The organism is Paraburkholderia sp. BL17N1 (assembly GCF_003634175.1).
In the GTDB taxonomy this organism is placed as follows: Bacteria; Pseudomonadota; Gammaproteobacteria; order Burkholderiales; family Burkholderiaceae; genus Paraburkholderia.
In genome coordinates, this window is record NZ_RBIW01000002.1 from 1,961,083 (window position 1) to 1,985,910 (window position 24,828).

General features: G+C 61.6%; 22 protein-coding genes and 3 pseudogenes. 16 read left to right on the forward strand and 9 right to left on the reverse strand.

Features of this window, described 5'->3' with window-relative positions:
- Nucleotides 1-123: 123 nt before the first annotated feature.
- The 4 genes from B0G82_RS28655 (at nucleotide 124) to B0G82_RS28670 (ending at nucleotide 5,194) form a co-directional block, all read left to right on the forward strand.
- Complete coding sequence (locus B0G82_RS28655) at nucleotides 124-3,102, forward strand: molybdopterin-dependent oxidoreductase (RefSeq protein ID WP_121309819.1); 2,979 nt, start codon at nucleotides 124-126, stop codon at nucleotides 3,100-3,102.
- A gap of 10 nt (nucleotides 3,103-3,112) precedes the next feature.
- The gene (locus B0G82_RS28660) at nucleotides 3,113-3,982 is read left to right on the forward strand and encodes a 4Fe-4S dicluster domain-containing protein (RefSeq protein ID WP_121309820.1); all 870 of its coding nucleotides are present in this window, start codon (nucleotides 3,113-3,115) and stop codon (nucleotides 3,980-3,982) included.
- 82 nt (nucleotides 3,983-4,064) lie between these two features.
- A complete protein-coding gene (locus B0G82_RS28665; RefSeq protein WP_121310903.1) occupies nucleotides 4,065-4,721 on the forward strand; it encodes a TetR/AcrR family transcriptional regulator in 657 nt (218 codons plus the stop codon).
- A 197-nt stretch (nucleotides 4,722-4,918) separates the two neighbouring features.
- Nucleotides 4,919-5,194 carry a GlsB/YeaQ/YmgE family stress response membrane protein gene (locus tag B0G82_RS28670; protein ID WP_121309821.1) on the forward strand — a complete coding sequence of 92 codons (276 nt, stop codon included), beginning with the start codon at nucleotides 4,919-4,921 and terminating at the stop codon, nucleotides 5,192-5,194.
- 255 nt (nucleotides 5,195-5,449) lie between these two features.
- Here B0G82_RS28670 and B0G82_RS40685 read toward each other — a convergent pair.
- A pseudogene (locus B0G82_RS40685) lies at nucleotides 5,450-5,676 on the reverse strand (IS3 family transposase); the annotation flags it as partial.
- Nucleotides 5,648-5,899 (reverse strand): hypothetical protein, encoded by a 252-nt coding sequence (locus B0G82_RS28675; RefSeq protein WP_121309822.1) that lies wholly within the window; start codon nucleotides 5,897-5,899, stop codon nucleotides 5,648-5,650. The pseudogene B0G82_RS40685 and the gene B0G82_RS28675, both read right to left, overlap by 29 nt.
- Nucleotides 5,900-5,955: 56 nt before the next feature.
- Here B0G82_RS28675 and B0G82_RS28680 point away from each other — a divergent pair, with 56 nt between their 5' ends.
- Nucleotides 5,956-6,909 carry an IS5 family transposase gene (locus tag B0G82_RS28680; protein WP_116149560.1) on the forward strand — a complete coding sequence of 318 codons (954 nt, stop codon included), beginning with the start codon at nucleotides 5,956-5,958 and terminating at the stop codon, nucleotides 6,907-6,909.
- A gap of 165 nt (nucleotides 6,910-7,074) precedes the next feature.
- Here the strand turns inward: B0G82_RS28680 and B0G82_RS28685 are convergent, their stop codons facing one another.
- Entirely contained in the window at nucleotides 7,075-7,449 is a 375-nt protein-coding gene (locus B0G82_RS28685) for a phage holin family protein (RefSeq protein WP_121309823.1), read from the reverse strand.
- A 255-nt stretch (nucleotides 7,450-7,704) separates the two neighbouring features.
- Between B0G82_RS28685 and B0G82_RS28695 the strand changes: the two are divergent.
- Nucleotides 7,705-8,133 (forward strand): annotated as a pseudogene (locus tag B0G82_RS28695) (transposase); the annotation flags it as partial.
- Nucleotides 8,134-8,320: 187 nt separating this feature from the next.
- On the opposite strand, the gene B0G82_RS28700 reads toward B0G82_RS28695, so the two are convergent.
- From B0G82_RS28700 to B0G82_RS28720, 5 genes are all read right to left on the reverse strand, one after another.
- A complete protein-coding gene (locus B0G82_RS28700) occupies nucleotides 8,321-9,121 on the reverse strand; it encodes a TetR/AcrR family transcriptional regulator (RefSeq protein WP_116147414.1) in 801 nt (266 codons plus the stop codon).
- A 98-nt stretch (nucleotides 9,122-9,219) separates the two neighbouring features.
- Entirely contained in the window at nucleotides 9,220-10,584 is a 1,365-nt protein-coding gene (locus B0G82_RS28705; RefSeq protein WP_121309824.1) for an MFS transporter, read from the reverse strand.
- 54 nt (nucleotides 10,585-10,638) lie between these two features.
- Entirely contained in the window at nucleotides 10,639-11,925 is a 1,287-nt protein-coding gene (locus B0G82_RS28710; RefSeq protein ID WP_121309825.1) for a CoA transferase, read from the reverse strand.
- Between the two features lies 1 nt (nucleotide 11,926).
- Nucleotides 11,927-12,703 (reverse strand): enoyl-CoA hydratase/isomerase family protein, encoded by a 777-nt coding sequence (locus tag B0G82_RS28715; RefSeq protein WP_121309826.1) that lies wholly within the window; start codon nucleotides 12,701-12,703, stop codon nucleotides 11,927-11,929.
- Between the two features lie 274 nt (nucleotides 12,704-12,977).
- Nucleotides 12,978-13,274, reverse strand: a complete 297-nt coding sequence (locus tag B0G82_RS28720; protein ID WP_106283233.1) for a DUF1330 domain-containing protein — start codon at nucleotides 13,272-13,274, stop codon at nucleotides 12,978-12,980.
- Nucleotides 13,275-13,438: 164 nt separating this feature from the next.
- On the opposite strand from B0G82_RS28720, the gene B0G82_RS28725 reads away from it, so the two are divergent.
- The 9 genes and pseudogenes from B0G82_RS28725 to B0G82_RS28765 all read left to right on the forward strand — a co-directional run bounded on the left by B0G82_RS28725 (nucleotide 13,439) and on the right by B0G82_RS28765 (nucleotide 22,202).
- Nucleotides 13,439-14,032 carry an aldehyde dehydrogenase family protein gene (locus B0G82_RS28725; RefSeq protein WP_241974860.1) on the forward strand — a complete coding sequence of 198 codons (594 nt, stop codon included), beginning with the start codon at nucleotides 13,439-13,441 and terminating at the stop codon, nucleotides 14,030-14,032.
- Nucleotides 13,969-14,634: pseudogene (locus B0G82_RS28730) on the forward strand (acetyl-CoA C-acyltransferase); the annotation flags it as partial. The gene B0G82_RS28725 and the pseudogene B0G82_RS28730, both read left to right, overlap by 64 nt.
- 12 nt (nucleotides 14,635-14,646) lie before the next feature.
- Nucleotides 14,647-15,855 (forward strand): acyl-CoA dehydrogenase family protein, encoded by a 1,209-nt coding sequence (locus B0G82_RS28735; protein WP_121309827.1) that lies wholly within the window; start codon nucleotides 14,647-14,649, stop codon nucleotides 15,853-15,855.
- Nucleotides 15,856-15,865: 10 nt separating this feature from the next.
- Nucleotides 15,866-17,005 carry an acyl-CoA dehydrogenase family protein gene (locus tag B0G82_RS28740; protein ID WP_121309828.1) on the forward strand — a complete coding sequence of 380 codons (1,140 nt, stop codon included), beginning with the start codon at nucleotides 15,866-15,868 and terminating at the stop codon, nucleotides 17,003-17,005.
- Nucleotides 17,002-17,814, forward strand: coding sequence for an enoyl-CoA hydratase (locus B0G82_RS28745; RefSeq protein ID WP_116147436.1), 813 nt, complete (start codon nucleotides 17,002-17,004; stop codon nucleotides 17,812-17,814). Before B0G82_RS28740 ends, B0G82_RS28745 begins: the two co-directional genes overlap by 4 nt.
- A 40-nt stretch (nucleotides 17,815-17,854) precedes the next feature.
- Nucleotides 17,855-19,063 (forward strand): CaiB/BaiF CoA-transferase family protein, encoded by a 1,209-nt coding sequence (locus B0G82_RS28750; protein ID WP_116147438.1) that lies wholly within the window; start codon nucleotides 17,855-17,857, stop codon nucleotides 19,061-19,063.
- A 35-nt stretch (nucleotides 19,064-19,098) separates the two neighbouring features.
- Nucleotides 19,099-20,085 (forward strand): nitronate monooxygenase, encoded by a 987-nt coding sequence (locus B0G82_RS28755; RefSeq protein WP_121310904.1) that lies wholly within the window; start codon nucleotides 19,099-19,101, stop codon nucleotides 20,083-20,085.
- Between the two features lie 111 nt (nucleotides 20,086-20,196).
- Nucleotides 20,197-20,520 (forward strand): DUF485 domain-containing protein, encoded by a 324-nt coding sequence (locus tag B0G82_RS28760; RefSeq protein ID WP_116147440.1) that lies wholly within the window; start codon nucleotides 20,197-20,199, stop codon nucleotides 20,518-20,520.
- On the forward strand, nucleotides 20,517-22,202 hold the full coding sequence (locus B0G82_RS28765; RefSeq protein WP_121309829.1) for a cation acetate symporter: 1,686 nt from the start codon (nucleotides 20,517-20,519) through the stop codon (nucleotides 22,200-22,202). The genes B0G82_RS28760 and B0G82_RS28765 overlap by 4 nt, the downstream gene beginning before the upstream one ends.
- A 17-nt stretch (nucleotides 22,203-22,219) precedes the next feature.
- Here the strand turns inward: B0G82_RS28765 and B0G82_RS28770 are convergent, their stop codons facing one another.
- The gene (locus tag B0G82_RS28770; RefSeq protein WP_121309830.1) at nucleotides 22,220-23,116 is read right to left on the reverse strand and encodes a LysR family transcriptional regulator; all 897 of its coding nucleotides are present in this window, start codon (nucleotides 23,114-23,116) and stop codon (nucleotides 22,220-22,222) included.
- 198 nt (nucleotides 23,117-23,314) lie between these two features.
- On the opposite strand from B0G82_RS28770, the gene B0G82_RS28775 reads away from it, so the two are divergent.
- Nucleotides 23,315-24,670, forward strand: a complete 1,356-nt coding sequence (locus tag B0G82_RS28775) for an MFS transporter (RefSeq protein WP_199730217.1) — start codon at nucleotides 23,315-23,317, stop codon at nucleotides 24,668-24,670.
- Nucleotides 24,671-24,828: the final 158 nt, after the last annotated feature.

Consider the following 24,828-nt stretch of genomic DNA (forward strand, 5'->3'; position numbering starts at 1 on the left):
TCTCTGACTTACAGCCTGACATGGCCGCGCTCACCCGGGATATTCGCCCGCCCGGGGAAGCGGTCAGTCATGCCGTCATGCCTGCGCTTGCGCAGCAAACGAAGCTTTTCTTTGGATTGAATAATGAAACGACAGGTCCTCAAGACCATTCTGTTTGCCTTGCCCAAGGTTCTTGACCTGACGGCACGCCGCTTTCCCGCTTATCGTGATCGCCTGAAGGAGCGCGATCTCGTGGCCTGGATCGGACTGATGGATGAAAGCGTCGGCCGCGTCATCACATTCAGGAACGGGCGCGTGCGGTCGCGCGCCGGCAAGCATCCGCGGGCCGATGTGCGCATGGCCTTCAAGGATGTCGCCACCGCCCTGAAATTCCTTTCTCCGAACCCTGACCAGGGCGAGATCATCCACGCTGCCAAGAATTACAAGGTGGTGACCGACGGCGAGGACGAACTGCTGGTTTGGCTAATGCAGACCCTGGGCATGATGCGCACCGTCGGCCTGCCGATGGGCACGCCTCTGCGCGATGGCACGCGCCGCTACACCACCTGTACCAACGGCGGTCCTCTGTTCGTCTACGTCAAGGATGGCCGCGTCGTTCGGGTGACTCCCATCGAACTGGACAGCACGGATGCGCCCAGTTATGTGATCGAGGCGCGCGGACGCCGTTTCAGCCCGCCACGGCGTAGCCTGGTAGCACCCCACGCCTTGACGCTCAAGTCACTCGTCTATTCCGACAAGCGCATCCTTCATCCGATGAAGCGGGTCGACTTCGACCCTGACGGCGAGCGCAATCCACAGAACCGGGGCAAATCCGGCTATGTGCGTATCAGCTGGGACGAGGCCCTGGACATTGTCGCCAGGGAAATCAACCGGCAGAAACGCGTTCACGGTCCCGGTTCCATCACCTTCCCGATGTCGTCTCATCACCAGTGGGGCAACGTGGGCTACTACCTCAGCGCACTGACCCGCTTTGCCAACCTGATCGGCTTCACCCGGGTCGCGGCCAATCCGGACAGCTGGGAGGGCTGGTACTGGGGTGCCATGCATCATTTCGGCAACTCGATGCGCGTCGGCGTGCCATCCGGCTACGGTGGAGTGGAGGATTGCCTAGAGGAAGCCGACATGATCGTCTTCTGGTCCTGCGACCCAGAAAGTACCAACGGGGCGTACGCGGGATTCGAGGGCACGCCGCGGCGCCTGTGGGCCAAGGAACTCGGCATTGAGTTCGTTCATATCGACCCGCACTGCAACCCGACCGCGCAATTGCTGGGCGGGCGCTGGATTCCGGTCCGACCACAAACCGATGCCGCGCTCGCCACCGCCATCATGTATGTGTGGGCAGTGGAGGACCTGTACGACAAGGATTACGTTGCCACGCGCACGACCGGATTCGACGAGTGGAGGGCCTATCTTCTCGGCGAATCCGATGGCGTTCCCAAGACTCCCGAGTGGCAGGAGAGCGAGACCGGTGTGCCCGCCAAGGATGTTCGTGCGCTTGCGCGCCGTTGGGGGAACAGGAAGGTCCATCTCGCGGTGGGGATGACCGGCGCGGGATTCGGTGGAGCAGGCCGAGGTGCGACTGGAGCGCAATGGGCGCGGTGCATGATCATGATGATGGCGATGCAGGGCTGGGGTAAGCCGGGGGTCAATTTCGGCTGCCTTGAAGCCGGTGTGCCCCACGACCTCCATTTCTATTTCCCTGGCTACGCGGACGGCGGCATATCCGGCGACCTGGCGTGGACCGCCAATGCGGTGAACAATTACCAGCGCATGCCGCACATTCTGTCCATGAATCCGGTCAAGCAAATGGTCCCGCGGCAGCAACTGCCCGACGCCATTATCAACGGCCATGCGACGGGCTACCTCTGGGACGGCATGTCCCAGGAAGCCCAGTTCGCGCCGTTCAGCTACCCCATGCCCGGCTATTCGCCCATCCACATGATCTACCGCTACGGCGGGTCCGCCTTCAGCACGGTGACGAATTCCGGACGCTGGCCCGAGGCCTACCGGCATCCGAGCATCGAGTTCGTGGTCAACCAGTCGATCTGGATGGAGGGCGAGGCCCAGTTCGCCGACATCATCCTGCCTGCATGTACCGCGCTGGAGCGCTGGGATATCGGCGAATGGGCGAATTCCGGCGGCTATGCCCACCACGGGTTTAGCACGGTCAATCATCGCGTGATGACACTGCAGCACAAGTGCATCGAGCCTTTGGGCGAGTCCCGTTCCGACTACGATATCTTCGCCGCCATCCTGACGCGGTTGGGCCTTGGCGGGGTGTTCACCGAGGGGTGCAGTGAACTGGATTGGGTCAGGCGGGTCTTCGACTCGTCAGATCTGCCCGATCACATTTCGTGGCGCGGGTTCTGCCGCAAGGGCTATTTCGTCGTGCCGCCGGAGAAGCCCGAATTGCGCCACCCGGTGGACATGCGCTGGTTCGCGGAGGGACGGCGCAAGGACCTGCAGGAACCCCATCCGCTGCCGTCCCAGTTTTCGGAAAAATTCGGCATGGGCCTGCAGACGCCGAGCGGCAAGCTGGAGTTCGTGCCCGAGTTGCTGAAGCGGCACACTGCGGACAATCCCGAGCGGCCACCTCTTAACCGGTATATCCCCTCGTGGGAGGGGCTGCGCTCGGACCTCGCTCAGCGTTATCCGTTGCAGTTGATCGCCACTCACAGCCGTTACAGCTTCCATACCCACTGTGACGGCAAGAACTCCTCGGTCAATAGCGTCGAGGACCATCGCGCGCTGATTGGCGGGCACCGCTTCTGGCTGCTGAGGCTTGGTCCGGCCGATGCGGCCATTCGAGGCATTGCCCATCGTGACCTCGTCAAGGTCTACAACGACCGTGGCGCCGTGATCTGCGCGGCCGACGTCTCGGCGCTGGTCACCGCGGGAGTGGTCAAGTCGTACGAGGCAAGTGCCGAATTCAAGCTGATTGAAATCGATGGCGAGCGCGTCGAGATCGGCGGTTGTATGAATATGCTGACCCCCGACCGGCCTCAAACCGCCGGCACGAGCAGCATGAGTCCCAACTCCTGCCTGGTGCAGGTCGAAAAATGGAGAAGTGCCGAGGCGTTCATGCTCGGTCGCGCAGCGTGAGGAACATGGAATGAGCAAGTGGAATCTGGTTATCAAAGTCGGGCGTTGCGAGAACTGCCAGAACTGCGTCATTGCCGAGCGGGACGAGCACGTCGGCAACGACTTCCCAGGTTATGCCGCGCCCGCCGCAGCCGACGCCGACAGCACGGTGCGTATCCTGCGCCGTGTTCAGGGCGATTCGCATATGGTTGAGACCACGTATCTGCCTGTCATGTGCAACCACTGCGACGAAGCACCTTGCATGCGGGTGGGCGGCGACGCCATTCGCAAGCGCGCCGACGGCATCGTCATCATCGACCCGGACAAGGCGCGGGGCCGCAAGGACATCGTGAAGTCCTGCCCGTACAAGGCGATCGTCTGGAATGAAGAACTGCAACTGCCGCAGACGTGGATCTTCGACGCCCATTTGCTCGACCAGGGTTGGCCTCAGCCGCGTTGCCAGCAGTCATGTCCCACCGACGTCTTCGAGACGGTCAAACTCGATGATGCAGCGATGGCAGAAAAGGCCCGGCGCGAGGGACTCAAAGTGTTGCGGCCCAACCTGGGCGCAAAGCCTCGCGTCTGGTATAGCGGCCTCGAGCGCTGGGAAACCTGCTTCATTGGCGGAAGCGTCAGCGCGCGTATCGGTGACGTGGTCGAGTGCGTCACGGATGCGGCGGTGGCGCTGTACGTCGGCAACGAGAAGCTGGCTGAAACTGTCTCGGACGGCTTCGGTGATTTCAGGTTCGGCGGCCTGGTGAAGGGAAGCGGCATCTACCGGGTCGAGATCCGTCATGACCTCGGCAACGCTTCGTGCGAATGCGAACTGGGCGAAAGCGCTTACCTGGGCGAGGTCAGTCTCGTCCAGGCCACTAATTGTGAGACACATATCCGTTATTGACTGAAGCATTTTGAAACGCGTCATCCGGCACACGCGCCCATGGGCGACAACTCGGATGGCGGCCCGACCGGTACGCTATTCCATGAAACGCGAACGCCTGACACATTCACAGCGCAGAGAACGGACTCGAGAGTTCCTGTTCGAGGCTGCGCGGAAGATGTTCATTGAAAAAGGAGTGGCCGCAACAAGCGTGGAGGAAATCGCTGAGGCGGCTGGCTATACGCGCGGCGCGTTCTATTCGAATTTCAGCGGCAAACGGGAACTGCTGATCGAGCTGCTACGACGCGATGACGATAGGGCGCTAGCGAATCTTCAGGGGATCATGAAGGAGGGTGGCACGGCCGAGGAAATGAAGGAGCGCGTCGTCGCGCACTACAGCAGATATTTTCTTGAAAACGATTGCTTTCCCCTTTGGGTCGAGGCCAAGCTACTCGCGGCCCGAGATACCGCGTTTCAGGAGCGCATTAGCGCCTTCCGGCACAACAGGTTCGAACAGATTGGCGCATACGTCGACACGATTTCGGACCGCAATGGTGGACCAATGGTTCTCCCGACCGACGTTCTCACGCTTGGCTTGATGAGCCTGTGCGATGGTGTGCAGTTTTTCAGAATGTGCGATCCGCAATTGATGAGCGACAAGGTGATGCAAACAGTGCTTGCCGCGTTTTTTTCGTGTGCACTGTGGCGGTCTTCGAAAGAAATGGCGCTGGTCGATCATTGCGCGGTCGTGCCCGACTGAGTCCGCGGACGTCCGGGCGCCGTCGTGTGCGCGTACAGGATCCGCGGCCAAGGCCTCGTACGATGAAGTCGAGCGGCAAGCAACGGCGAATTCCCACAAATGTGATTTGCGTTTCAAAAGTGCGAACCCAGCATCCGTCGTAATGCACCAGAGCACATCAACGGCGGATATTTCAACGGCCTCATAGGGAAGGAAACATGGACCCGGTCTCGCATGGAATCATTTTCTGGCTGATCATTGGCGGCATCGCCGGTGCTCTGGCCGGTCGCGTAGTCGACGGCGGCGGCTTCGGCATCGTTGTCGATATCATCGTCGGAATTGTTGGAGCGTTTATCGGAGGATGGCTTGGGGGAGCCCTCGGACTTCATCTGGGCAGTGGCATCATCGGCTCGCTGATAACGGCGTTCATTGGTGCGGTCATCCTGCTCGCTGTTCTGCGACTTTTCAGCCGGGGCCGCACGCGTCCACTCTAGAGCGCTCACTTTTTTATACACTGAGCGCGCCGCTACCGATCGTAAGTGGGCTGGGCCAGAATCAGTCCGGCAGGCGGCCGAGCACCAACGAAAAGGGATGAAGACGCGCCCGACCGCATCTTCATCGCCGAATCAACTCAAGCGAATTTCCGCGCGATATTTCAACTTCGGAACGCCTTGGTGCCGGTCCTCTCTTGTTGGCCCCGCGCCAGTTGTCGCGTCACTTCAAGCAACCGGCTTTAGCTCTTTCCGTTGCGATTCCGCGAACGGGTTGTCGTCACTCACCGGGGGCCGGCTGAACGAGGCCACGCCCTTGGGTTTTTCAGGGTGGCGAGCATCGTCGCACCCTTCATCCGGCTGCCGTTATCGCAGTGCGGCAGCGGACGTCCTGCCGCGCGATCCGCCACACTGGCACGTCGCATCAGCAACGCAGCCAGTTCCGCCGACTCCACATCATGCACTTCGTGACCGACTATCTGCCGCTGCAGCCTGGGTTTTGCTGAGCAAGACCTTCCGGACGGTGCCTCCAAGCCATGCGGTGATCCCGGAGTGGCCGGCAATGACGATAGTCCGGCGAGGTCCGAGGACGATGGCGCCGACGCATAGCGCCAATGGCAGCGTGACGCGCGGTGCTTCCGCCATGCGCAGCAGGATGGCGGCCTCGGCTTCCCTGATGTTAAGGAAGGTCTGCAGAAGTCCTGGCATTGTGTTGCTGCTGAGCTATCCTGGGAAACAGAGCTAATTGGGTGAGGAGCAGTGTGATGACGCAACTTGGTCTTGGTCTGGATCTGTCAACGAAGCGCACGCGCAAGCGGGAATTTCTCGATGAGATGCGACGCGTTGTGCCTTGGTTGAAGCTGATTGCGCTGATCGAGCCGCACTATCCCACGGGCAAAACCGGTCGGCCGCCGTTCCCGATTGCGACGATGCTGCAGATTCATTTCATGCAGCAATGGTTCGGTTTGTCAGACCCTGCTATGGAAGAGGCACTCTATGACGTGCCGCTGTATCGCGAGTTCGCGGGTCTCGACGGCGGGATGGTTCGCTTGCCGGATGAAAGCACGATTCTTCGGTTCCGCCATCTGCTGGAAACGCACGGACTGGCGGTGCAAATGCTGGCGCTGGTCAATGAAATCCTGACGGAGAAAGGCCTGATGCTCAAGGCTGGTTCGGCAGTCGACGCCACCCTGATTGCCGCGCCCAGTTCGACAAAGAATGGCTCCGGCACGCGCGATCCTGAAATGCAATCGACGCAGAAAGGTGGTAACTGGTACTTCGGGATGAAAATGCATATCGGCGTGGACGCCGACTCGGGCCTGGTCCATACGGTCATTGGAACGGCGGCCAATGTTCACGACATCACGGTAGCCCAGGCGTTGCTGCATGGTGAAGAAACGGATGTGTACGCGGACGCCGGATATCTGGGTATCGAAAAGCGATGTGAGGCTGACGCGGTTCGTTGGCATGTTGCAATGCGACCGGCAAAGCGAAGGAAACTGGATCTGAGTGATTCGCTGGACGCGATATACGATCAGATCGAACGCCTGAAGGCGGGTATCCGGGCCAAGGTCGAACACCCGTTTCGCATCCTCAAACGGCAGTTCGGTTACATGAAGACCCGCTATCGTGGTTTGATGAAGAACACCGCCCAGATCACCACGCTGTTTGCTTTGGGCAATCTATGGATGGCACGTAGAGCTTTGCGCAAAGCTTGAAACACCGGGCCAATGAAGGCCATATATCTGGTTGGAGCGCTCCGGTGCGCGGAAAAAACTCCGGCAATCAACTCACCGACAAAAATCTGAACGCCGAGGCCGCGCAGGATGTGAAAGATAACGCTTCAAAAAGCGGGTTGTGCAGACCTTCCTTAACGGTGCGGTTCATTTCAGCGCCTCCTTCAACGTGTCGAGATCGCTCCGGATTTCTCTCTGCAAAAGATGAAGCGAGCGTCCAGGTTTCTGGGCGCGGACGAAGAGCAAAGAAATCACTGAAACCACCAGCCACGTCGCGGCAACGCCCCATACCACCTGGAGAAAGTAAGGCGTACGCCACGCGGTCGCGATGATCGCAATGCACACGAACGACAGTGTGAACAGCCCGGCGACGGCCAGGGCAACCAGTGCGCTCAACTCGCGGACCAGGCGCGTCCTGGTCTCCTCAAGTTCGACCCCGAGCAACTCACCATAGTCGGTGGCTCGCCCGACGCAAAATCTGCCGACGTTTCGCCACTTCGCAACTTTCGAACGCATGGACATTGCGGAACTCCTCTAGGTCGGCTCGTTGTGGAAGCGCCCTGGCGCGCCACCTGATGTAAATGGCCTTACTCCCGATCTCTCCAGTCGCATCGGCTGTTATCGGGCCTCGAGCGATTTGCCGCGCGTAACGCCCCGAGGATGAATCCGACGCCAGCGGCAATTGCCAGCGCCGCGAGCGGCCGCTCCACCGTAGATTCGCGTACGACATCCACAAAGTCGGCATAGAGTTGCTGCGCTTTGCCACTCAATTCGCTTGCCCACATCGGCGTGGATGCGAAGTCCGGCCCGGTTCACACGGTGATCGGTACGGCGGCCAACGTGCATGACATCACCGAAGCCGAAGCCTTGTTGCACGGGAAAGAAACGGATGTGTACGCTGACGCCGGATATCAGGGTATCGAGAAGCGCTGCGAGACTGACGCAGTTCGCTGGCATATCGCGATGAGACCCCGCAAACGCAGACAACTGGATCTGGGTGACCGACTGGACAGGATATACGACGAGATCGAACGCCTGAAGGCAGGCATCCGTGCCAAGGTCGAGCACCCGTTCCGCGTCCTCAAGCGTCAGTTTGGTTACACGAAGACCCGGTATAAGGGATTAATGAAAAACACCGCCCAGATCACAACGTTATTTGCTCTGGGCAATTTGTGGATGGCGCGCTGCGCTTTGCGGAAAGCCTGAATACCAGAACGTTGAGGCCGAAAATCTCAGCAAGCCTGGCTTGGCGTGGTGCACGAGTTGGGCAATCAAAGCCCTAACATGCTCTCAACGTTGACACCACGCTGAAACCGAACGGGAGGCACTTCGAAAATGAATTGTGCAGACCTTCCTTAACTGAAACTTGACATCAGGACAACGGCGGCGATGACTACGCTTTGGCGCGTTTGCGAGCCGTGCGCGACACCGCTTTCTTTCCGGAGAGTTCGCATTGCTGGATCACGCGCTCGAGGTGATCCGGACCGGCCGTGATCGCGCTAAGCAAGGTCATCAATACAAAATCGATCAGCTTTGAGATTGAGACTTTCGTGTCAGCTCGTGGTGCGCGATTCGCCAGGATGAGCGTGGCGAGACCATGTTCCATGCTCCACGCCGCGTGCGTCACCAGCTTCAGATCGGCCTGGGACCAGCCAGTTTCGATTGCCAGTGCCTCGATCGTTTCGGAAAATAAGCCAAAAGACCGGTTACTTTCCTCGATGAGCTCTGGATACGCTTGATGCGCGACGATGCGAGGGCCAATCATCAGGCCGAACAGTCCATTGTGGCGCTGTGCGAACTCAACATACTCCCGCATCATCCGGTACGCTTTGGAAAGCGCCGTATCTTCGCTGTCACGGATCGCAACGCGCAGCGCAGCGAGATCACGATAACCACTCGCCGCGATCGTCGCCAGCAATTCGTCGATACCCGAGAAATGACGCGAGGGCGCGGCTTCCGATACGCCCACCATGCGCGCGAGGTAACGCAGGCTCAAGTCCTGTGCGGATACTTCCATGAGCGCACTGCGCCCCGCTTCGATGAGCGCGTTGCGGAGATTGCCGTGGTGGTAATCCGCATTCTTCGCGATAGGTGACTTGGGACTCACGTGGCCTTCGTTCGTGGAGTAAAACAAGGAATCGATTATATATTCTGCGCGAAGAGGCACGCAGTATTGCTGATCGCGCGCCGACAACCGTAGTCCGCTACGGGCATTCTAGCCGCGTAATGACTCGGTAGGCTGCCGGTGGGCTCGCCACGAGTACCTTGCGCGCCCACGCCGGCATCTTCTCATCACATTGGACATCGAACCGATACATCGTCAATGGACGGTCGCTTCCTGACAATGCGTTGCACGCCGAAAAGAAGCACCACGACGCCGAGTGCCTGGACGCAGGCGATCATAATAAACCCGCTCGCGTAAGTGCCCGTTGCGTCGCGGACATATCCAATCAGAAACGGTGTAACGAAGCCGGCGATGTTGGCGACGGAACTGATCAATGGCACGCCGACCACCATCGACTTGCCGCTGAGAAGACCGACAGACATTTGCCAGAAGAGCGTTATACCGGCTCCCGTTCCCGCGAAACCAAGAACTAGCAGGAAAAACGTCGCGGTCGTACTGCCATGCCATACGAAAACGAGCGCCGAAAGGCTCACAGCAGTAAAGACCGACGCCAGCGCACAGAAGAGCCGGCGACGCTGCGCACTGCCCCCGATGCTGCAGATAAGTACATTGCCCAATGCCCCCAATGCGCAGGCACCAGCGACCGCACGGCCGATCTCTTTGAATCCGCCGAATCCCGCTTCACGCAGTATCGTCGGGGAGAAGAAAAACAGTGCGGCGGTAGCGGCCAGCAGGCTAAAGTAGGCGGCGCTCAAGATCCAGATGGCGGGGTTGAATAACAGAGGGCGTTCGTCTTCGCCGGTATCGCTCATCGTTTCGGCGTTCTGTCGGAGATCGTCCTCGATGAGCGTACGCTGGCGCGCCGAGAGCCACCTGGCGGTGGGGGGCTGGTCGGGAAGGATCATGAACGCAGCGCCGGCCAGTACGACGGTAGGGACCGCCTGAGCGAAGAACATCCATCGCCAGCCTTGAAATCCGGCCAGTCCGCTCATGTGATCGAGTACGAATCCACCCGTTAAGCCAATCGTGACCGTCGAGAAAAGTGACCCTGAGTGGAAGATGCTGAAGTTGCGCGTGCGCCTTTTCCCCGGGAACCACGCATTGAAGTACAGCACGACACCGGGGTAGAAACCTGCCTCGAATACGCCGAGCAGGAACCTCAGCGCATAGAACGTCGGCGCGCTGTTGACGAATGTCATCGCGACACTCGTCAGTCCCCATGCACCGGCAATGCCAGCAAGCACGGCACGTGCTCCCAGCTTCTTTTGCAGCATCGTAGTCGGTATGCCGAACAGCACGTAGCCAACGAAGAAGAGGCCGGCGCCCAGTCCGTAGACCGTTTCGCTGAACCGGAGGTCCACCACCATTTGCAACTTTGCAAAAGCGACGTTCGAACGACCAACCCACGCCAGCATCCATAGGCCAAACAGTATCGGCAGTATTCTCCATTGCGCCGAAGCGTAGGCTTTCCGAAGGAGGGCGTCGTCATCAGACGATGCCTCCTCTTGACGAGCTTCATTGACCACTTCCATTCGGTCCTCCGATGTCTTGTGTCGATACAGGTACTACGACGCATATCGCGGCGATCAAAGCTCGTCCGTCACATTCTGCAACTCACGCGCCTGCGAAAGAACGGTGGCCCCGATCTTCGTTGCGGACGGTACTGGGCCGCCGACCAGAATGCCGGTATCGATTGCATGGCGGATTTCGCTATCGGCCATTCCTGCTTCGCGGAACACCTGCTCGTTATGCTCGCCGCGAAACGCGGGCGCGCTGCGCATGCCAAGCTCGTCATCGGAGAAGTTCCATGGATAGCCGTGTATCAGATACGACCCGCCGCGACGATCCGAAATCTCGTGTACAGCACCCCATTGCTTTGCCCAATCGGTCTCGGCGAGTTCCTTCAGCGTACGAATTTGCCCCATCGCGATCTTGGCCTCGTCGAGTTGCGCATCGAGCGACTTGAGATCGCGGAACGACAGCATCCACGTCTGGATCACCGCGTGCAGCGCCTTGTAGTTCTGCAGGCGGCGCTCAGCGGTACTGAAACGCGGGTCCTGTGCAAGGTCCATACGGCGCATGGCGCGCAAGTAGTTCGGAAACGTGTTGCTGCCGACGATGCTTTGCGCCGCCACGAACTCTTCGCCACCGGGGCCGACGAAATGCGGTCCATCGGCGGCGCCGAGGATGCCCGGTTCGGCGCCCGTATCGACACCCGCGAGATCGAGGTGCGCGCGCTCGTTGATCGACAGCATCACTGCCGCCATGGCCACGTCGATATACTGGCCGCGCCCAGTGACTTCACGCTTGCGCACCGCCGCGAGCACGGCGATGGTCGCCTGCAGGCCCGCATAGACGTCCGCATGCGATAGGGGATCGGTCCATCTGCGGCCCTCGCTTGCACTGTCGAAATGCCGCAACGTGTTGTGCGTGAATCCCGTTTCGGCCTGCACGGTCGGTGCGTAAGCCATGCGCGACGCCCACGGACCGCGCTGGCCATAGCCGGTGATTGATACATAGACCAGCTTTGGATTGCGGCGGGAAAGCGTGTCGTAGTCGAGTCCGAAACCCTTGAGTGTCCCGGCTCGAAAGTTTTCGACGACAATGTCGGCTTCGTCGCACAGGCGTAGCACGAACTCACGCGCGCCCGGCGCGTTTAGATCGATGCTGATATTGCGCTTGCCGCTATTTTGCTGGGCGTAGTAGCCGGACATGCCGTCGCGATTCGGGAACGCGGCACGCGATACGTCGGGCCGAGGCGGCTCGATCTTGATGACGTCAGCACCGAGATCGGCTAGCGTCCGCGCGCACAGCGGGCCGGCCAGCACGCGGGAAAAGTCGACGACCTTGAGTCCTTCGAGCGGTCCGGTCATGTCAGTTTCCTTCGAAAACGGCGGTGCCGGGGCCGGCCTTATCGAAGGCCTCCAGTCCACGCTTGAGATCCTGCGACGCCCAGATTGGCTTTTGCAGTTCGAACATCGCCTCGTCGGCAGCGGCCACGCCTTCGTTGACCGCGACCCGTACTAGCTGCTTGGTGGCTGCATGCGCGACGGTCGGACCGGCCGCCAGTTCCTGCGCGACGGACAACGCTACTTCATCGAGCTTGTCGTCGGGCACGACGAGATTGATCAAGCCCCAGCGTTCGAGCGTCGCCGCGTCGTAACGACGACCGAGCAACGCGAGCTCTTTCGCACGCGCCGGACCGGCACGCATCACCTGACGCTGGATGCCGCCGAGCAGCGGGTGCAAGCCGAGCGCGACCTCGACCGAGCCGATCTTGGCTGATTCGGCGACGACGCTGAAGTCACAGGCGAGCGCCACTTCGAAGCCACCGCCGAGGCAGGTGCCGTTCACCGCGACAACGGTGGGGATCGGAAGGCTTTCGAAGCCACGAAGCACCTCGAGCGGATCCATCAGGGCTTTGCCTTGTTTGGCAATACGCTCCGGAAAGAGCGCCACTTCAGCGCCGGCCGAGAAATGCCGCAGACCGCTGCGCAGCAGGATCGCGCGCGAGCCGCGTTTGACCGCCTCGTCGAATTCATCGAGTAGCGCGCGATACAGCGTCGGGCCCATCAGATTGTGCGGTCGGCGGTTCATCGTAAGGACCGTTACGTGGCCTTTGATTTCTGTCTGAACAATTGCTTCGTCCATTTTTGCTCCGGGTTCTTCAGATTTGTATCTCTCGCATGCCTGTATGTTAACAAGCATAACATTTAATCAAAAAAATAGCGCCGGCATTAACTTGAATAGGTCGCCTCCCAACTCCGGTGGTTGATCAATGTCAATGAGTAAAGGCACAGCTGGCGCCCATCGCGGGCCGAGCCTGTGCAGGAGGGAAGCCAGTGCTCGACCAAAGTACGCAGCGATTTTTGTTCACAAGCCAAAACGTTCTCCGGAAGTCCACAGCGGGGAGCGGACGAGCATTTCAATCATCGAGGCCTGCCACGACGCGCGCGTCTCTTTCGGCGCCGTCTCCCAATACGGCAAGAGCTTCCTGATATGCCTCACTCTGAAATGTAGCGAGCGCCTGATCGAAGCTCGGGAATTCGACCACGACGGTCCGTTCCTTTATGCCAGCCTGAAACGCAACGACTTCGCCGCCTCTCACCAGAAATTTTCCACCCGCTGCTTTCACTACCTGTGTCGCGAGGACGCCGTACGCCGCGAGTTTGCTCGCGTCATGGACCGCCCGATACGCTGCCACCCAATATCCCTTTGCCATTTCGCCTTCCCATATTTGAAGAAGATACACGACAATAGTAACGGCGTTAACATGAATATCAATGAGGGTTTTTCCTGGCCAAAAAAGGTGGTCGTCGAGCGTGTTAACGGTGTTAGCATTTGTCAACGCGATGACTCATTGCCAACTTTTTTGCGGAGAACTTCATGCCGTACACGACGATCAATCCTGCAAGCGGCGAACTGCTCGCCACCTACGACGATATATCCGACGAGTCGCTCGAAGCGAAAGTCGCTGCCGCGCAGCGCGCTTTTGAAACCGACTGGCGTCGTCGTCCGGTCAGCGACCGGGCTCGCATCGTGTCGCGCGCTGCGACGCTGTTGCGCGAGAAGGCCGACGAATATGCGGGTTATCTGACGCTGGAAATGGGCAAGCGAAGGGGCGAGGCGCGCAAGGAAGTGGAGTCGGCGGCGAACATTCTCGACTACTACGCAAAACACGCGCATGCCTATCTGAAACCGCGCGCGCTCGATGAAGCGCCCGGTGCTGCCGTGCATATCGAGCCAATCGGTGTGCTCTTCGGCATCGAGCCGTGGAATTTCCCGTACTACCAGATTGCGCGTGTGGCCGGGCCGCAATTGATGGTCGGCAACGTGCTGCTGCTCAAACATGCGGAAAGCGTCCCGCAATCGGCGTTGGCGTTCGCCCGGCTGTTCGAGAAAGCGGGCGCGCCGGAAGCCAGCGGCGCACGGCGGAGGCACAACTCGCCGGCCGCTATGCCGACGAGATCGTGCCCGTGACGACCACGATGGCCGTGACCGACAAGGAGACGGGCGCCGTCAGCCAGCGTGAGGTCACGGTCTCGGCGGATACCTGCAATCGTCCCGGCACCACCATTGAGGCGCTGGCGAAGCTCGCCCCCGTCAAAGGCCCCGACAAATTCATCACGGCAGGCAACTCGTCGCAGTTTTCAGATGGCGCATCGGCCTGCGTGATGATGGAAGCGAAAGCCGCCGAGCGCGCGAACCTCACTCCGCTCGGCGCATTCCGGGGTCTCGCGGTAGCAGGCTGCGAGCCGGATGAGATGGGCATCGGCCCGGTGCTTGCCGTACCGAAGCTGCTCGCACGCCATGGGCTGACGGTCGGCGATATCGGCCTGTGGGAACTCAACGAAGCATTCGCCTCGCAGGCGGTCTATTGCCAGCAACGCCTGGGCATTCCGTCCGAGCGCCTCAACGTCGACGGCGGCGCGATTTCCATCGGCCATCCGTACGGCATGACGGGCTCGCGTCTCGCGGGTCACGTCCTCATCGAAGGCCGGCGTCGTGGCGTGAAGTACGCGGTCGTCACGATGTGCATTGCGGGCGGCATGGGCGCCGCCGGCCTCTTCGAAGTCTATTGAGAGAAACAGCATATGGATTTGAACTTCACCCCTGAGGAGGAAGCCTTTCGCCAGCAGGTCGTGCGCTTCCTGAACGACAAACTGCCCGCGCGGCTCTCCCGCAAGGTGCGCAACGGCTTGCGCCTCACGCGCGACGACATGGCCGAATGGCACGCGATCCTGAACGAACAGGGCTGGCTCGCGAATCACTGGCCCGAACAATACGGCGGTCCGGGCTGGAACACCGTGCAGAAGTTCATCTTCGAGAACGAGTGCGCGCTGGCGGGCGCGCCGCGCATCGTGCCGTTCGGCGTAAATATGCTGGGGCCCGTGCTCATCAAGTTCGGCGACGAAGCGCAGAAGCGTCACTGGCTGCCGCGCATTCTCGATGGTTCCGACTGGTGGTGCCAAGGTTATTCGGAGCCGGGTTCGGGTTCCGATCTGGCGTCGGTTAAGACGAGCGCGGTGCGCGGCATCGATGACGAAGGCGAGCACTACATCGTCAACGGCCAGAAGACGTGGACGACGCTCGGCCAGCACGCGAACATGATCTTCTGCCTCGTGCGTACGGCGACGGATGTACGCAAGCAGGAGGGCATCAGTTTCTTGCTCGTCGACATGAATTCGCTGGGCATCGAAGTGCGTCCCATCATCACGCTCGAAGGCGAACACGAAATCAACGAAGTGTTCTTCACCGATGTGCGCGTGCCCGCTGCGAATCTGGTCGGCGAGGAGAACCGGGGCTGGACGGTCGCGAAGTATCTGCTGACCTACGAGCGCACCAACATCGCGGGCGTCGGCTTCTCGGTCGCAGCGCTGGCGCGATTGCGCCGCGCGGCGCAGAACGTGACGCGCAACGGCCGTCCGCTCGTCGACGATCCGCTCTTTGCGGCGCGCGTCGCCCGCGTCGAAATCGACCTGGAGAACATGAAGACGACCAACCTGCGCGTGATCGCCGCGGTAGCGGGCGGCGGTGTGCCGGGCGCGGAAAGCTCGATGCTGAAGATTCGCGGCACCGAGATTCGCCAGGAACTGACGTCGCTGATGCGCCGCGCGATGGGGCCGTACGCACAGCCGTTTGTCGAAGAAGCGCTGCACGAAGACCATGACGATGCACCCATTGGCCCCGACGAGGCCGCGAGCGCCGCCGCGTTTTACTTCAACAACCGCAAGCTGTCGATTTTCGGCGGCTCCAATGAAATCCAGAAGAACATCATCTCGAAGATGATCCTGGGACTGTAAGAGGATCGCGATGAATTTCCAGCATACCGAAGACCGCCGCATGCTGGCGGATACGCTGAACCGTTTCGTGAGCGAGCAGTACGGCTTCGCGAAGCGCGACGAACTGGCGCGCAGCGACTCGGGCTTCAGCCGTGAACTGTGGGTTCGCTTTGCGGAACTGGGCGTCGTTGGCGCGCTCTTCGACGAGGCCGACGGTGGCTTCGGCGGACAGGGTTTCGATATTGCCGTTGTCTTCGAGAGCCTGGGACGCGGCCTCGTGGTCGAACCGTTCCTCGGCGCCCTGATGGTCGGGCGCGCGCTGGCCCTGGCTGGCAGCGACGCACAGAAGGCGCTGATTGACGGTTTGATCGAAGGCCACACTGCTGCGGCGCTTGCTCACGACGAACCCGGCTCGCACTACGAACTCGCGAAGGTGACCACGCGCGCCATGCGCAGTTCGAATGGCTGGGTGCTGACGGGCAGGAAGGCTGTCGTCCAGCTGGGCGCCGAGGCCGACTTCTTTCTCGTCTCGGCGCGTACCAGCGGTGCCGCCGACGCCGAAGAGGGCATCTCGCTCTTCGTCGTTCCGCGCGAGACGGAAGGCGTCGCGCTGCGCGGCTACGGAAAGATCGACGGCGGGCGCCCTGCCGAAATCTGCCTCAACGAAGTGTGTCTTCCCGACACGGCATTGCTCGGCGAACGCGATGGGGGCTTCACGACGCTTGAGCACAGCATTGGCGCGGGCGTGCTCGCATTGTGCGCCGAGGCACTCGGCGCGATGGACGTCGCGAAGGAACACACGCTCGAGTACCTGCGCACGCGCAAGCAGTTTGGCGTCGCGATCGGCAGCTTCCAGGCATTGCAGCACCGCATGGCTGATCTGTTGCTGGAGATCGAGCAGGCCCGCTCTGCGGTGATCAATGCGGCCGCCGCGTTTGGCGCGGGCCGGGTAGAGCGCGAACGCGCGCTGTCGGCGGCAAAGTACACGATCGGCCGCGTCGGTGCGCAGGTCGCCGAAGAATCCATCCAGTTGCACGGCGGCATCGGCATGACATGGGAACTGCCGCTTGCCCACTACGCGAAGCGCCTCGTGATGATCGACCATCAACTGGGCGATGAAGACCACCATCTCGAACGCTACATCACCTTGAACCGGAGTGAATCACGATGAACGAACCTATCCTTGCACACCGCGAAGGCGCGGTGCAGGTGCTGTCCTTCAACAATCCGTCTGCGCGCAATGCGCTCACGGCCGAGGTGTACGCGGCGCTTCCGGCTGCCATCGAAGCGGCGCAAAACGATCGCGAAGTCGGCGCTATCGTGCTGACGGGCGTGGGCGGCGCGTTCTGCGCGGGCGGCGACCTGAAACGGCTGGCGCAGCGGCGCCTGGCGACGCCGTCCGAGCGGCGCGCGGGCATCGAAAGTCTGCACAACATGATTCGCTCGCTGCGCGACTGCGGCAAGCCAGTGATCGCAGCGGTCGAAGGCGCGGCAGCCGGCGCGGGGCTCTCGATCGCACTCGCATGCGACATGCTCGTGCCCGCGCGCAACGCGTCGTTCTCCGTGGCCTACGTCAAGGTGGGCCTATCGCCCGACGGCGGGGCGACGGCGTTTCTGTCCGGTGCCGTCTCCCGGCAGCTGATGACGGAGCTGTGTCTGACGGGGCGGCCCGTCACGGGCGAACGCATGCATGCACTCGGCGTCGCGAATCGACTCGCCGAGCCGGGCAGCGCGCTGTCGGAAGCCGTGGCGCTCGCGCAATCGCTCGCGGCGGGACCCGAGCGCGCGATCGCACGGATCAAGAGTCTGTGCCGCCACGCGGGTGGAAACACGGTGGACGCGCAGCTCGACCTCGAAGCCGATTACATGGCGGAATCGCTTGGCGACGATGAATCCGCCGAAGGCATCAACGCCTTTTTCGATAAGCGCGCCGCCGATTTTTCGGCGTTGCGCCGTGCGTCCGAAGTCAGTTCGTGCTAGACGCGGCGCCTTCGTCACTCTTTGTCATTCCGGATCTGTCATGTCGAACCTCGATTCATCCCTGCCGCTTGCCGGTGTTCGCATTCTCGATTTATCCCGCGTGCTGGCGGGGCCGTGGTGCGCGATGGTGCTCGGCGATCTCGGCGCAGAAGTCATCAAGGTCGAGCATCCGAAGCGCGGCGACGACACGCGCGATTGGGGCATCCGCGTCGGCACGACCGAGACGGCTTACTTCAACAGCGTGAACCGCAACAAGCGATCGGTGTGTCTCGATCTGCAAACGGAAGAGGGCCAGCAGATCGCCCGCGAACTGGCACAGCAGTGCGACGTCGTGATCCAGAACTTCAAGTTCGGCGGCGCGGAGAAACTGGGCCTCGGTTATGAGGAACTCAAGGAAGGACGCGAGAACCTCATCTACTGCTCGATCTCCGGCTACGACCGGCGCGGGCCGGAAGCGGCGCGGCCCGGCTACGATCTTGTCATTCAGGGCGAAGCCGGGCTGATGGCGCTCAACGGCGAGGCCCATCAGCCGCCGCTCAAGTTCGGCGTAGCCGCCGTCGATCTGTTCACGGGGATGTACTCCGCACAGGCGGTGCTCGCAGCACTCTTCGAGCGTCAGAAGACGGGCAAGGGACGCCACATTGAAATGGCGCTCTTCGATTGCGGGCTGATGATCACGTCGTACTACGGACTGGAGGCGTTGATCATGGGCGAGGATCCGCCGCGCTACGGCAATTCGCATCCGTCGATCATGCCCTACGGCGTATTCGATGCAGAGGATGGCCCGCTTGTCATTGCGGTCGGCAACAACCGCCAGTACGAGCGATTCTGTCGCGAGGTCATCGAGCGTCCCGATCTCGTCGACGACGACCGTTTTCGCACGAACATTTCCCGCACCACACACCGCGAAGTACTCGCACCCGAACTCCAGCAAGAGATCAGGAAGCGCAAGCGCAAGGTGTTGCTCGAACGTTTGACGCAAGCCTGCATTCCTTGTGGCGAGGTCGCGGGCCTTCACGAAGCGCTCAATTCGACGCGAGCGGAAGAGGCTGGACTCGTGACCACCTACACACATCCCGAAGCAGGCAGCACGCATGTGCTCGCGCCGCCATATCGCTTCGACGGCGCGCGCCTTCCGGTTCGCACAGCCCCGCCGCAACTCGGCGAAGGCACGAACGATGTACTCCAATCGCTGCTCGGGCTGTCCGCCGAACGGCTTTCGCAACTGAAGGCAGAAGGCGTCGTGTGACGCTGGATCACGCGTTATTGCACAAGGACCGTTCAATGAGTCAAACCGCTTTTACGAATGCTGTGACCGAACTGTTCGGCACGCGGCTGCCGATCGTTGCCGGTGGCCTGATGTGGCTCGCCGATGCAGACTATGTCGCCGCCGCCTCGCGTGCCGGCATCATCGGCTTCATCACGGCCGCGAGCTTCCCTGAGCCTGATGCACTGCGGGCCGAGATCCGGCGCTGCCGCGAACTGTGCGAGGGCGGCCCGTTCGGCGTCAACGTGTCGATGCTGCCGAAGCTCGTCCCGGGCGAGAAAACGCGCGAGGTGTTCGAGCTGGTCGTCGACGAAGGCGTGAAGTACGTCGAAACCTCTGGGCGCAATCCTGAGGAGTTCATGCCGCTGCTCAAAGCGGCTCGCGTCAAGGTGCTTCACAAAGTGCCCGCGCTCCGGTTCGCGGTCAAGGCTGCCGCCGTCGGCGTCGATGCCGTGGCGATCGTCGGCGCGGAATGCGGCGGACATCCCGGTCTCGACATGGTGGGCTCGTTCGTCAACGCCGCGTGGGCCGAGAGCCACCTCGACATTCCCTATCTGATCGGCGGCGGCATCGGTCGCGGCTCGCAGCTTGCCGCGGCGCTCGCGATGGGTGCGTCGGGCGTGGTGGTCGGTACGCGCTTCGCCGTGGCCGAAGAGATCTGGGCGCACGACGACTACAAACGCCGTCTGGTGGAAGCCGGACCGACCGATACCGATCTGTGCATGCAGTCCGTGCGCAATACCGTGCGGACGCTGCGCAACGAGACGACGGCGGCCGTGAAGGAACTCGAGGCACAGAACCCGGACATCACGATTGCCGACCTGATGCCGATGGTCGCGGGCAAGATCGGTCGCAACGCTTATGTGACGGGCGACTGGTCGAAGGGATTGCTTTCCGCCGGACAGTCGCTCGCCTTTACCGACCGGATCGAACCGCTTGCTGACATCGTGCTCCGGTTCGAGTGCGACATGCGGCAGGCGATGGGACGGCTGGCGAGCCACTGACGCCGCCAGGCAAGCGGTGCCGACAGAAGCCCGCGGCGCGGTTGCATCGAGCCTCGAGACGCTCAATTCGTTCCGACAACAGACAACAGACAGCAGGCAGGAGACAAACGCATGCAGCAAGCCCATATCGAATCAATCCAGGCGAGCCCCGCGTACCGGCGGCTCATCGCGTCACGCCGCCGATTCAGCTTCACGCTGACCGCGCTGATGATCGCCACGTATTACGGCTTTATCCTGTTCGTCGCGGTGGCGCCGCATCTGCTGGCGCGACCGTTGTATGCGGGCGCGACGACCACGATCGGCGTACTCGTGGGCGTCTGCATCATTGCGGTGGCGATTGCGCTGACCGCCTGGTACGTGTTTCACGCAAACCGCAGCTTCGATCCTTCGATGCGCGCGCTACTCGTCAACGCATCGCAGGAGAGTGAAGCATGAAGCTCGTTCGTTCTTTATTGTGCGCGGGTCTCGCATCGACAGCGGCGCTCGCTCGCGCGTCGGGCATCGAAGCTCCGGTGGCTGACCGCGTCGAACTGAACCCGGTGGCGATCGGCATGTTCCTGCTGTTCGTGCTCGTGACGCTCGGCATCACGCGCTGGGCTTCGCGTAGAACGCGCACGACGCGCGATTTCTATAGCGCGGGCGGCGGTATCTCCGGCTTCCAGAACGGGCTCGCGATCGCCGGGGACTACATGTCGGCGGCGTCGTTCCTGGGCCTTTCCGGCATGGTGTATCTGTTCGGATTCGACGGCCTGATCTATTCGATCGGCTTTCTGGTCGGCTGGCCGTTTGTGATGTTCCTGCTCGCTGAACCCTTGCGCAATCTGGGCAAATATACGTTCGTCGACGTGGTCGCCTACCGCTTCAAGCAGGCGCCGATCCGTCTGTTGACGGCGAGCACATCGCTCGTCGTCGTGGTGTTCTATCTGGTCGTGCAGATGGTCGGCGCGGGCAAGCTGATCCAGTTGCTGTTCGGCTTGCAGTACTGGATGGCGGAAGTGATTGTCGGCGCGCTGATGGTGGTCTACGTGTTCTTCGGCGGCATGACGGCCACCACGTGGGTGCAGATCATCAAAGCCGTGCTGCTGCTATGCGGCGCGACGTTCATGGCCGTTACCGCGCTCGCTCAGTTCGGTTTCAGTCCCGATGAGATGTTCCGGCGCGCCGTCGACGTTCATCCCGGCGCGCTCAGCATCATGGCGCCCGGCAAGCTGCTGAAGGACCCGCTCAACGCGCTGTCGCTCGGCATCGCGCTGATGTTCGGCACGGCGGGGTTCCCGCATATCCTGATGCGTTTTTTCACGGTGCCGAGCGCGAAAGAGGCGCGCAAGTCGGTATTCATCGCAACGGGGTTCATCGGCTACTTCTATCTGCTGACGTTTGTTATCGGCTTCTCCGCGATTGCGTTGCTCGCGCAGCATCCCGAGTTCTTCAAGACGGCGGCAGACGGGCATTTCAATCTCACGCGCGACCTGCTGGGTGGTTCAAACATGGTTGCCGTCAAGCTGGCGCAGGCGGTGGGCGGCAACCTGTTTTACGGGTTCATCGCCGCCGTCACGTTCGCGACGATCCTGGCCGTGGTGGCGGGCCTCACGCTCTCCGGCGCGACCACGGTTTCGCACGATCTGTACGCGTGCTGGCTCGCGCGAGGCAAGCCGAATGAAGCCCATGAAATGCGCATTTCGCGCGCAGCGACGCTGATTTTGAGCGTCGTCGCCATCGGCCTCGGCATTCTCTTCGAGCACGTCAATGTGGCGTTTCTGGTCGGCCTCGTGGCGGCCATCGCGGCGAGCGCGAACTTCCCGGTGCTGGTGTCGTCGATCTTCTGGCGCGGCATGACGACGCGCGGCGCGGTAGTTGGCGGCGCGCTCGGCCTGATATCCGCCGTGCTGCTGACGCTGCTGTCGAAATCGGTGTGGGTCGACGTGCTGCATCACGCGCATACGCCCGTGTTTCTCGACAATCCCGCGCTGGTTTCAGTGCCGCTAGCGTTTGCGGGAATCTGGCTATTTTCGATACTGGATCGCGGTGCTCGCGCGCAGCGGGAGCAGGAAGCGTTTGCGTTGCAGGAGTTCTATGGGCAGACGGGCTTGCTGCCGATAAAGGCCGTCGACCATTGAAGCGCAAGCGATTGCATTCAGGAATCGGTCAGCGCTTCACACAACGTCGAGCGAAATCGCCGCACGGCTGGCGACATGGGGGTTTTCCTGCGATAGAAAAGCCGAACCTTGCTTTCGAGTAATGCCGTTTCGTAGGGCAGGGCCGCGAGATCGCGTCCCGCATAGGTCTGGAGCATCTGTTCGGTCAGCATTGTGATCAGATCGCTGTTGCGCAGCAGCGATGTCAGCAGCGAAATCGACGCGTCGGTTTCGATCAAGGCCTGCGGGGACGCCAGATCGTGGTCCTGGAAGTAGCGATCCACGATCTGGCGCAACCCATGTCCTGGCAGCGGCAGCAACCAATTTGCCGCTTGCAGCAGGCGTGGATCGGCAGGCGTATGCGCGAGCGGATGACCCTGCCGCGCGACGATCCGGTAGCGCTGGCTGCCGATGTCATCGGACTGGAGTTCTTCGTCCGCGACGGTCTGCGGCGTAAAGCAAAGCGCGAGATCGAGTTGCCCGTCCTTCAGTTCGTCGAATAGTAGCGCCGACACCTGCACGGAGAGCCGGAACGAGACGGTGCTCTCGCGAGCCGTATAGCGGGCGAGGATGGGCAGCAGCGCGGATTCCAGCAGGGCGGGCACGACGCCGATGCGAATCTTGCCCGCCGATGCGGACTTTGCCGCTGACATGTCAGCATAGGTTTGCGCGACCGATGCACCGACATCGGCAGCGCGCTCCACCAGCATGCGTCCTGCCGCCGTCAGTTCGACGCCCCGGCCCGTGCGGTCGACGAGGCGGGTGTCGAATTCCGCTTCCAGCCGTTGCAGGATCTTCGACACGTCGGATTGTGTCAGCCCCGTTTTCTGGGCAACTCGATGCAGATTACGCGTTTCAGCGAGCACGGAGAACACGTGCAGGTCTTCGATTCTCATTCTTTCTCCGCCAGCCGTTGTTCGGTCCCACTCTAGCGTAAATCCATTCGCTGGAGCGCCGGTATTCCTCCCGGGAATCAAAGCTCGCCGCGTTTTCCGCGTGGCGCGTCGAACAATGACGACATCATGTTTCGTTCGATTCGAGGAGGCATCTTGTCCGACCTTTCCAATGCGGTGATAACTGGCGTCGAGGCGCCGATGCCAGCGGCGAACCGCTTCGCGATGGTGGCCGTCATGCTCGCCGTTGCGCTGGCGACGCTCGATACCGCGATCGCGAACACGGCGCTGCCCGCGATCGCCGCCGATCTACATACGACGCCGGCCGAATCGGTATGGATCGTCAACGGCTATCAACTCGCGATGGTCGCGACGATACTGCCTTTCGCGGCGCTGGGCGATGTGTTCGGGCACAGGCGCGTCTATATCGGCGGCCTGGCCTTGTTCACGGCCGCATCGCTGGCCTGCGCGGCGGCGCCGACGCTGTCATTGCTCACCGCCGCACGGCTTTTGCAAGGAGTGGGCGGCAGCGCGATCACGAGCGTCAGTATTGCGCTCGTCAGTGCGCTGTATCCGCGACATCGGCTTGGACGCGGCGTGGGGGTCAATGCGCTTGTCGTCGGCGTGTCGGTCGCCGTCGGGCCGACCCTCGCCTCATTGATCCTTTCGACCACATCGTGGTCATGGCTCTTCATGATCAATGTGCCGCTTGGGCTGATTGCACTCGCGTTTGCGGTGCCCGCGCTGCCACATACGGCCAGAGGCGCGCATCCGTTCGATCCCGTCGCGGCCTTGCTGAACGTGATCACCTTTGCATCGCTGATCTTCGCGCTCGGCGAAGGAGGGCAGCGTGCGCCCACGATTCGAGTGCTCGGCGCGCTTGTCATCGCACTGATTTTCGGCGTGTGCCTGATACGGCGCGAGGCCGCGCGACTCGCGCCGATGCTGCCCGTCGATCTGTTCCGGCGGCCTGAGTTCGTGCTGTCGGCCGTAACGGCGGTGTGCGCGTTCGCCGCGCAGGGCTTCGCGTTCGTATCGCTGCCGTTCTACTTCGAAGACGTGCTGCATCGCAGCCAGATTGAGACGGGGTTCCTGATTACGCCCTGGCCCGTTGTCGTTGCGCTTGTCGCGCCCATTGCCGGACGCCTGTCGGATCGCTATCCGGCTGGCGCACTGGGCGCGGCCGGGCTCGCCTGTCTGTGCGTGGGTCTCGTGTCGCTCTCGTTGCTACCCGCACATCCTTGCGCGTACTCGATCGCGATACGGATGGGGATCTGCGGTGTCGGCTTCGGTTTTTTCCAGTCGCCGAACATCAAGGCGTTGATGGCAAGCGCGCCGCACGCGCGCAGCGGCGGCGCCAGCGGTGTCGTCGCGACCTCGCGCCTGATCGGACAGGCCACGGGCGCTGCGCTGGTTGCGTTGTTTTTTGGACTCGACGGACAGCACGGGCCGATACTCGCTCTGCTTGGCGGCGCGATGTTCGCGGGCATTGGCGGCATAGCGAGCGGCTTGCGGTTGATGGCGCACCCGCATCGGGCAGGGAGCGCCGGGGAGTGAAATGGGCATCGCGTGCCACACGCATGGGTGACGTCACCGCCAGGACGGTGGCCGTGTAGGCCACTCGCGTATGCAACACGGCGGACATGAAGTGATCTTCGGCATGAAGTTTTCCGGTGTCTGGTCAATTAGCTGCGATTCCGTGACGTGGGCACTTC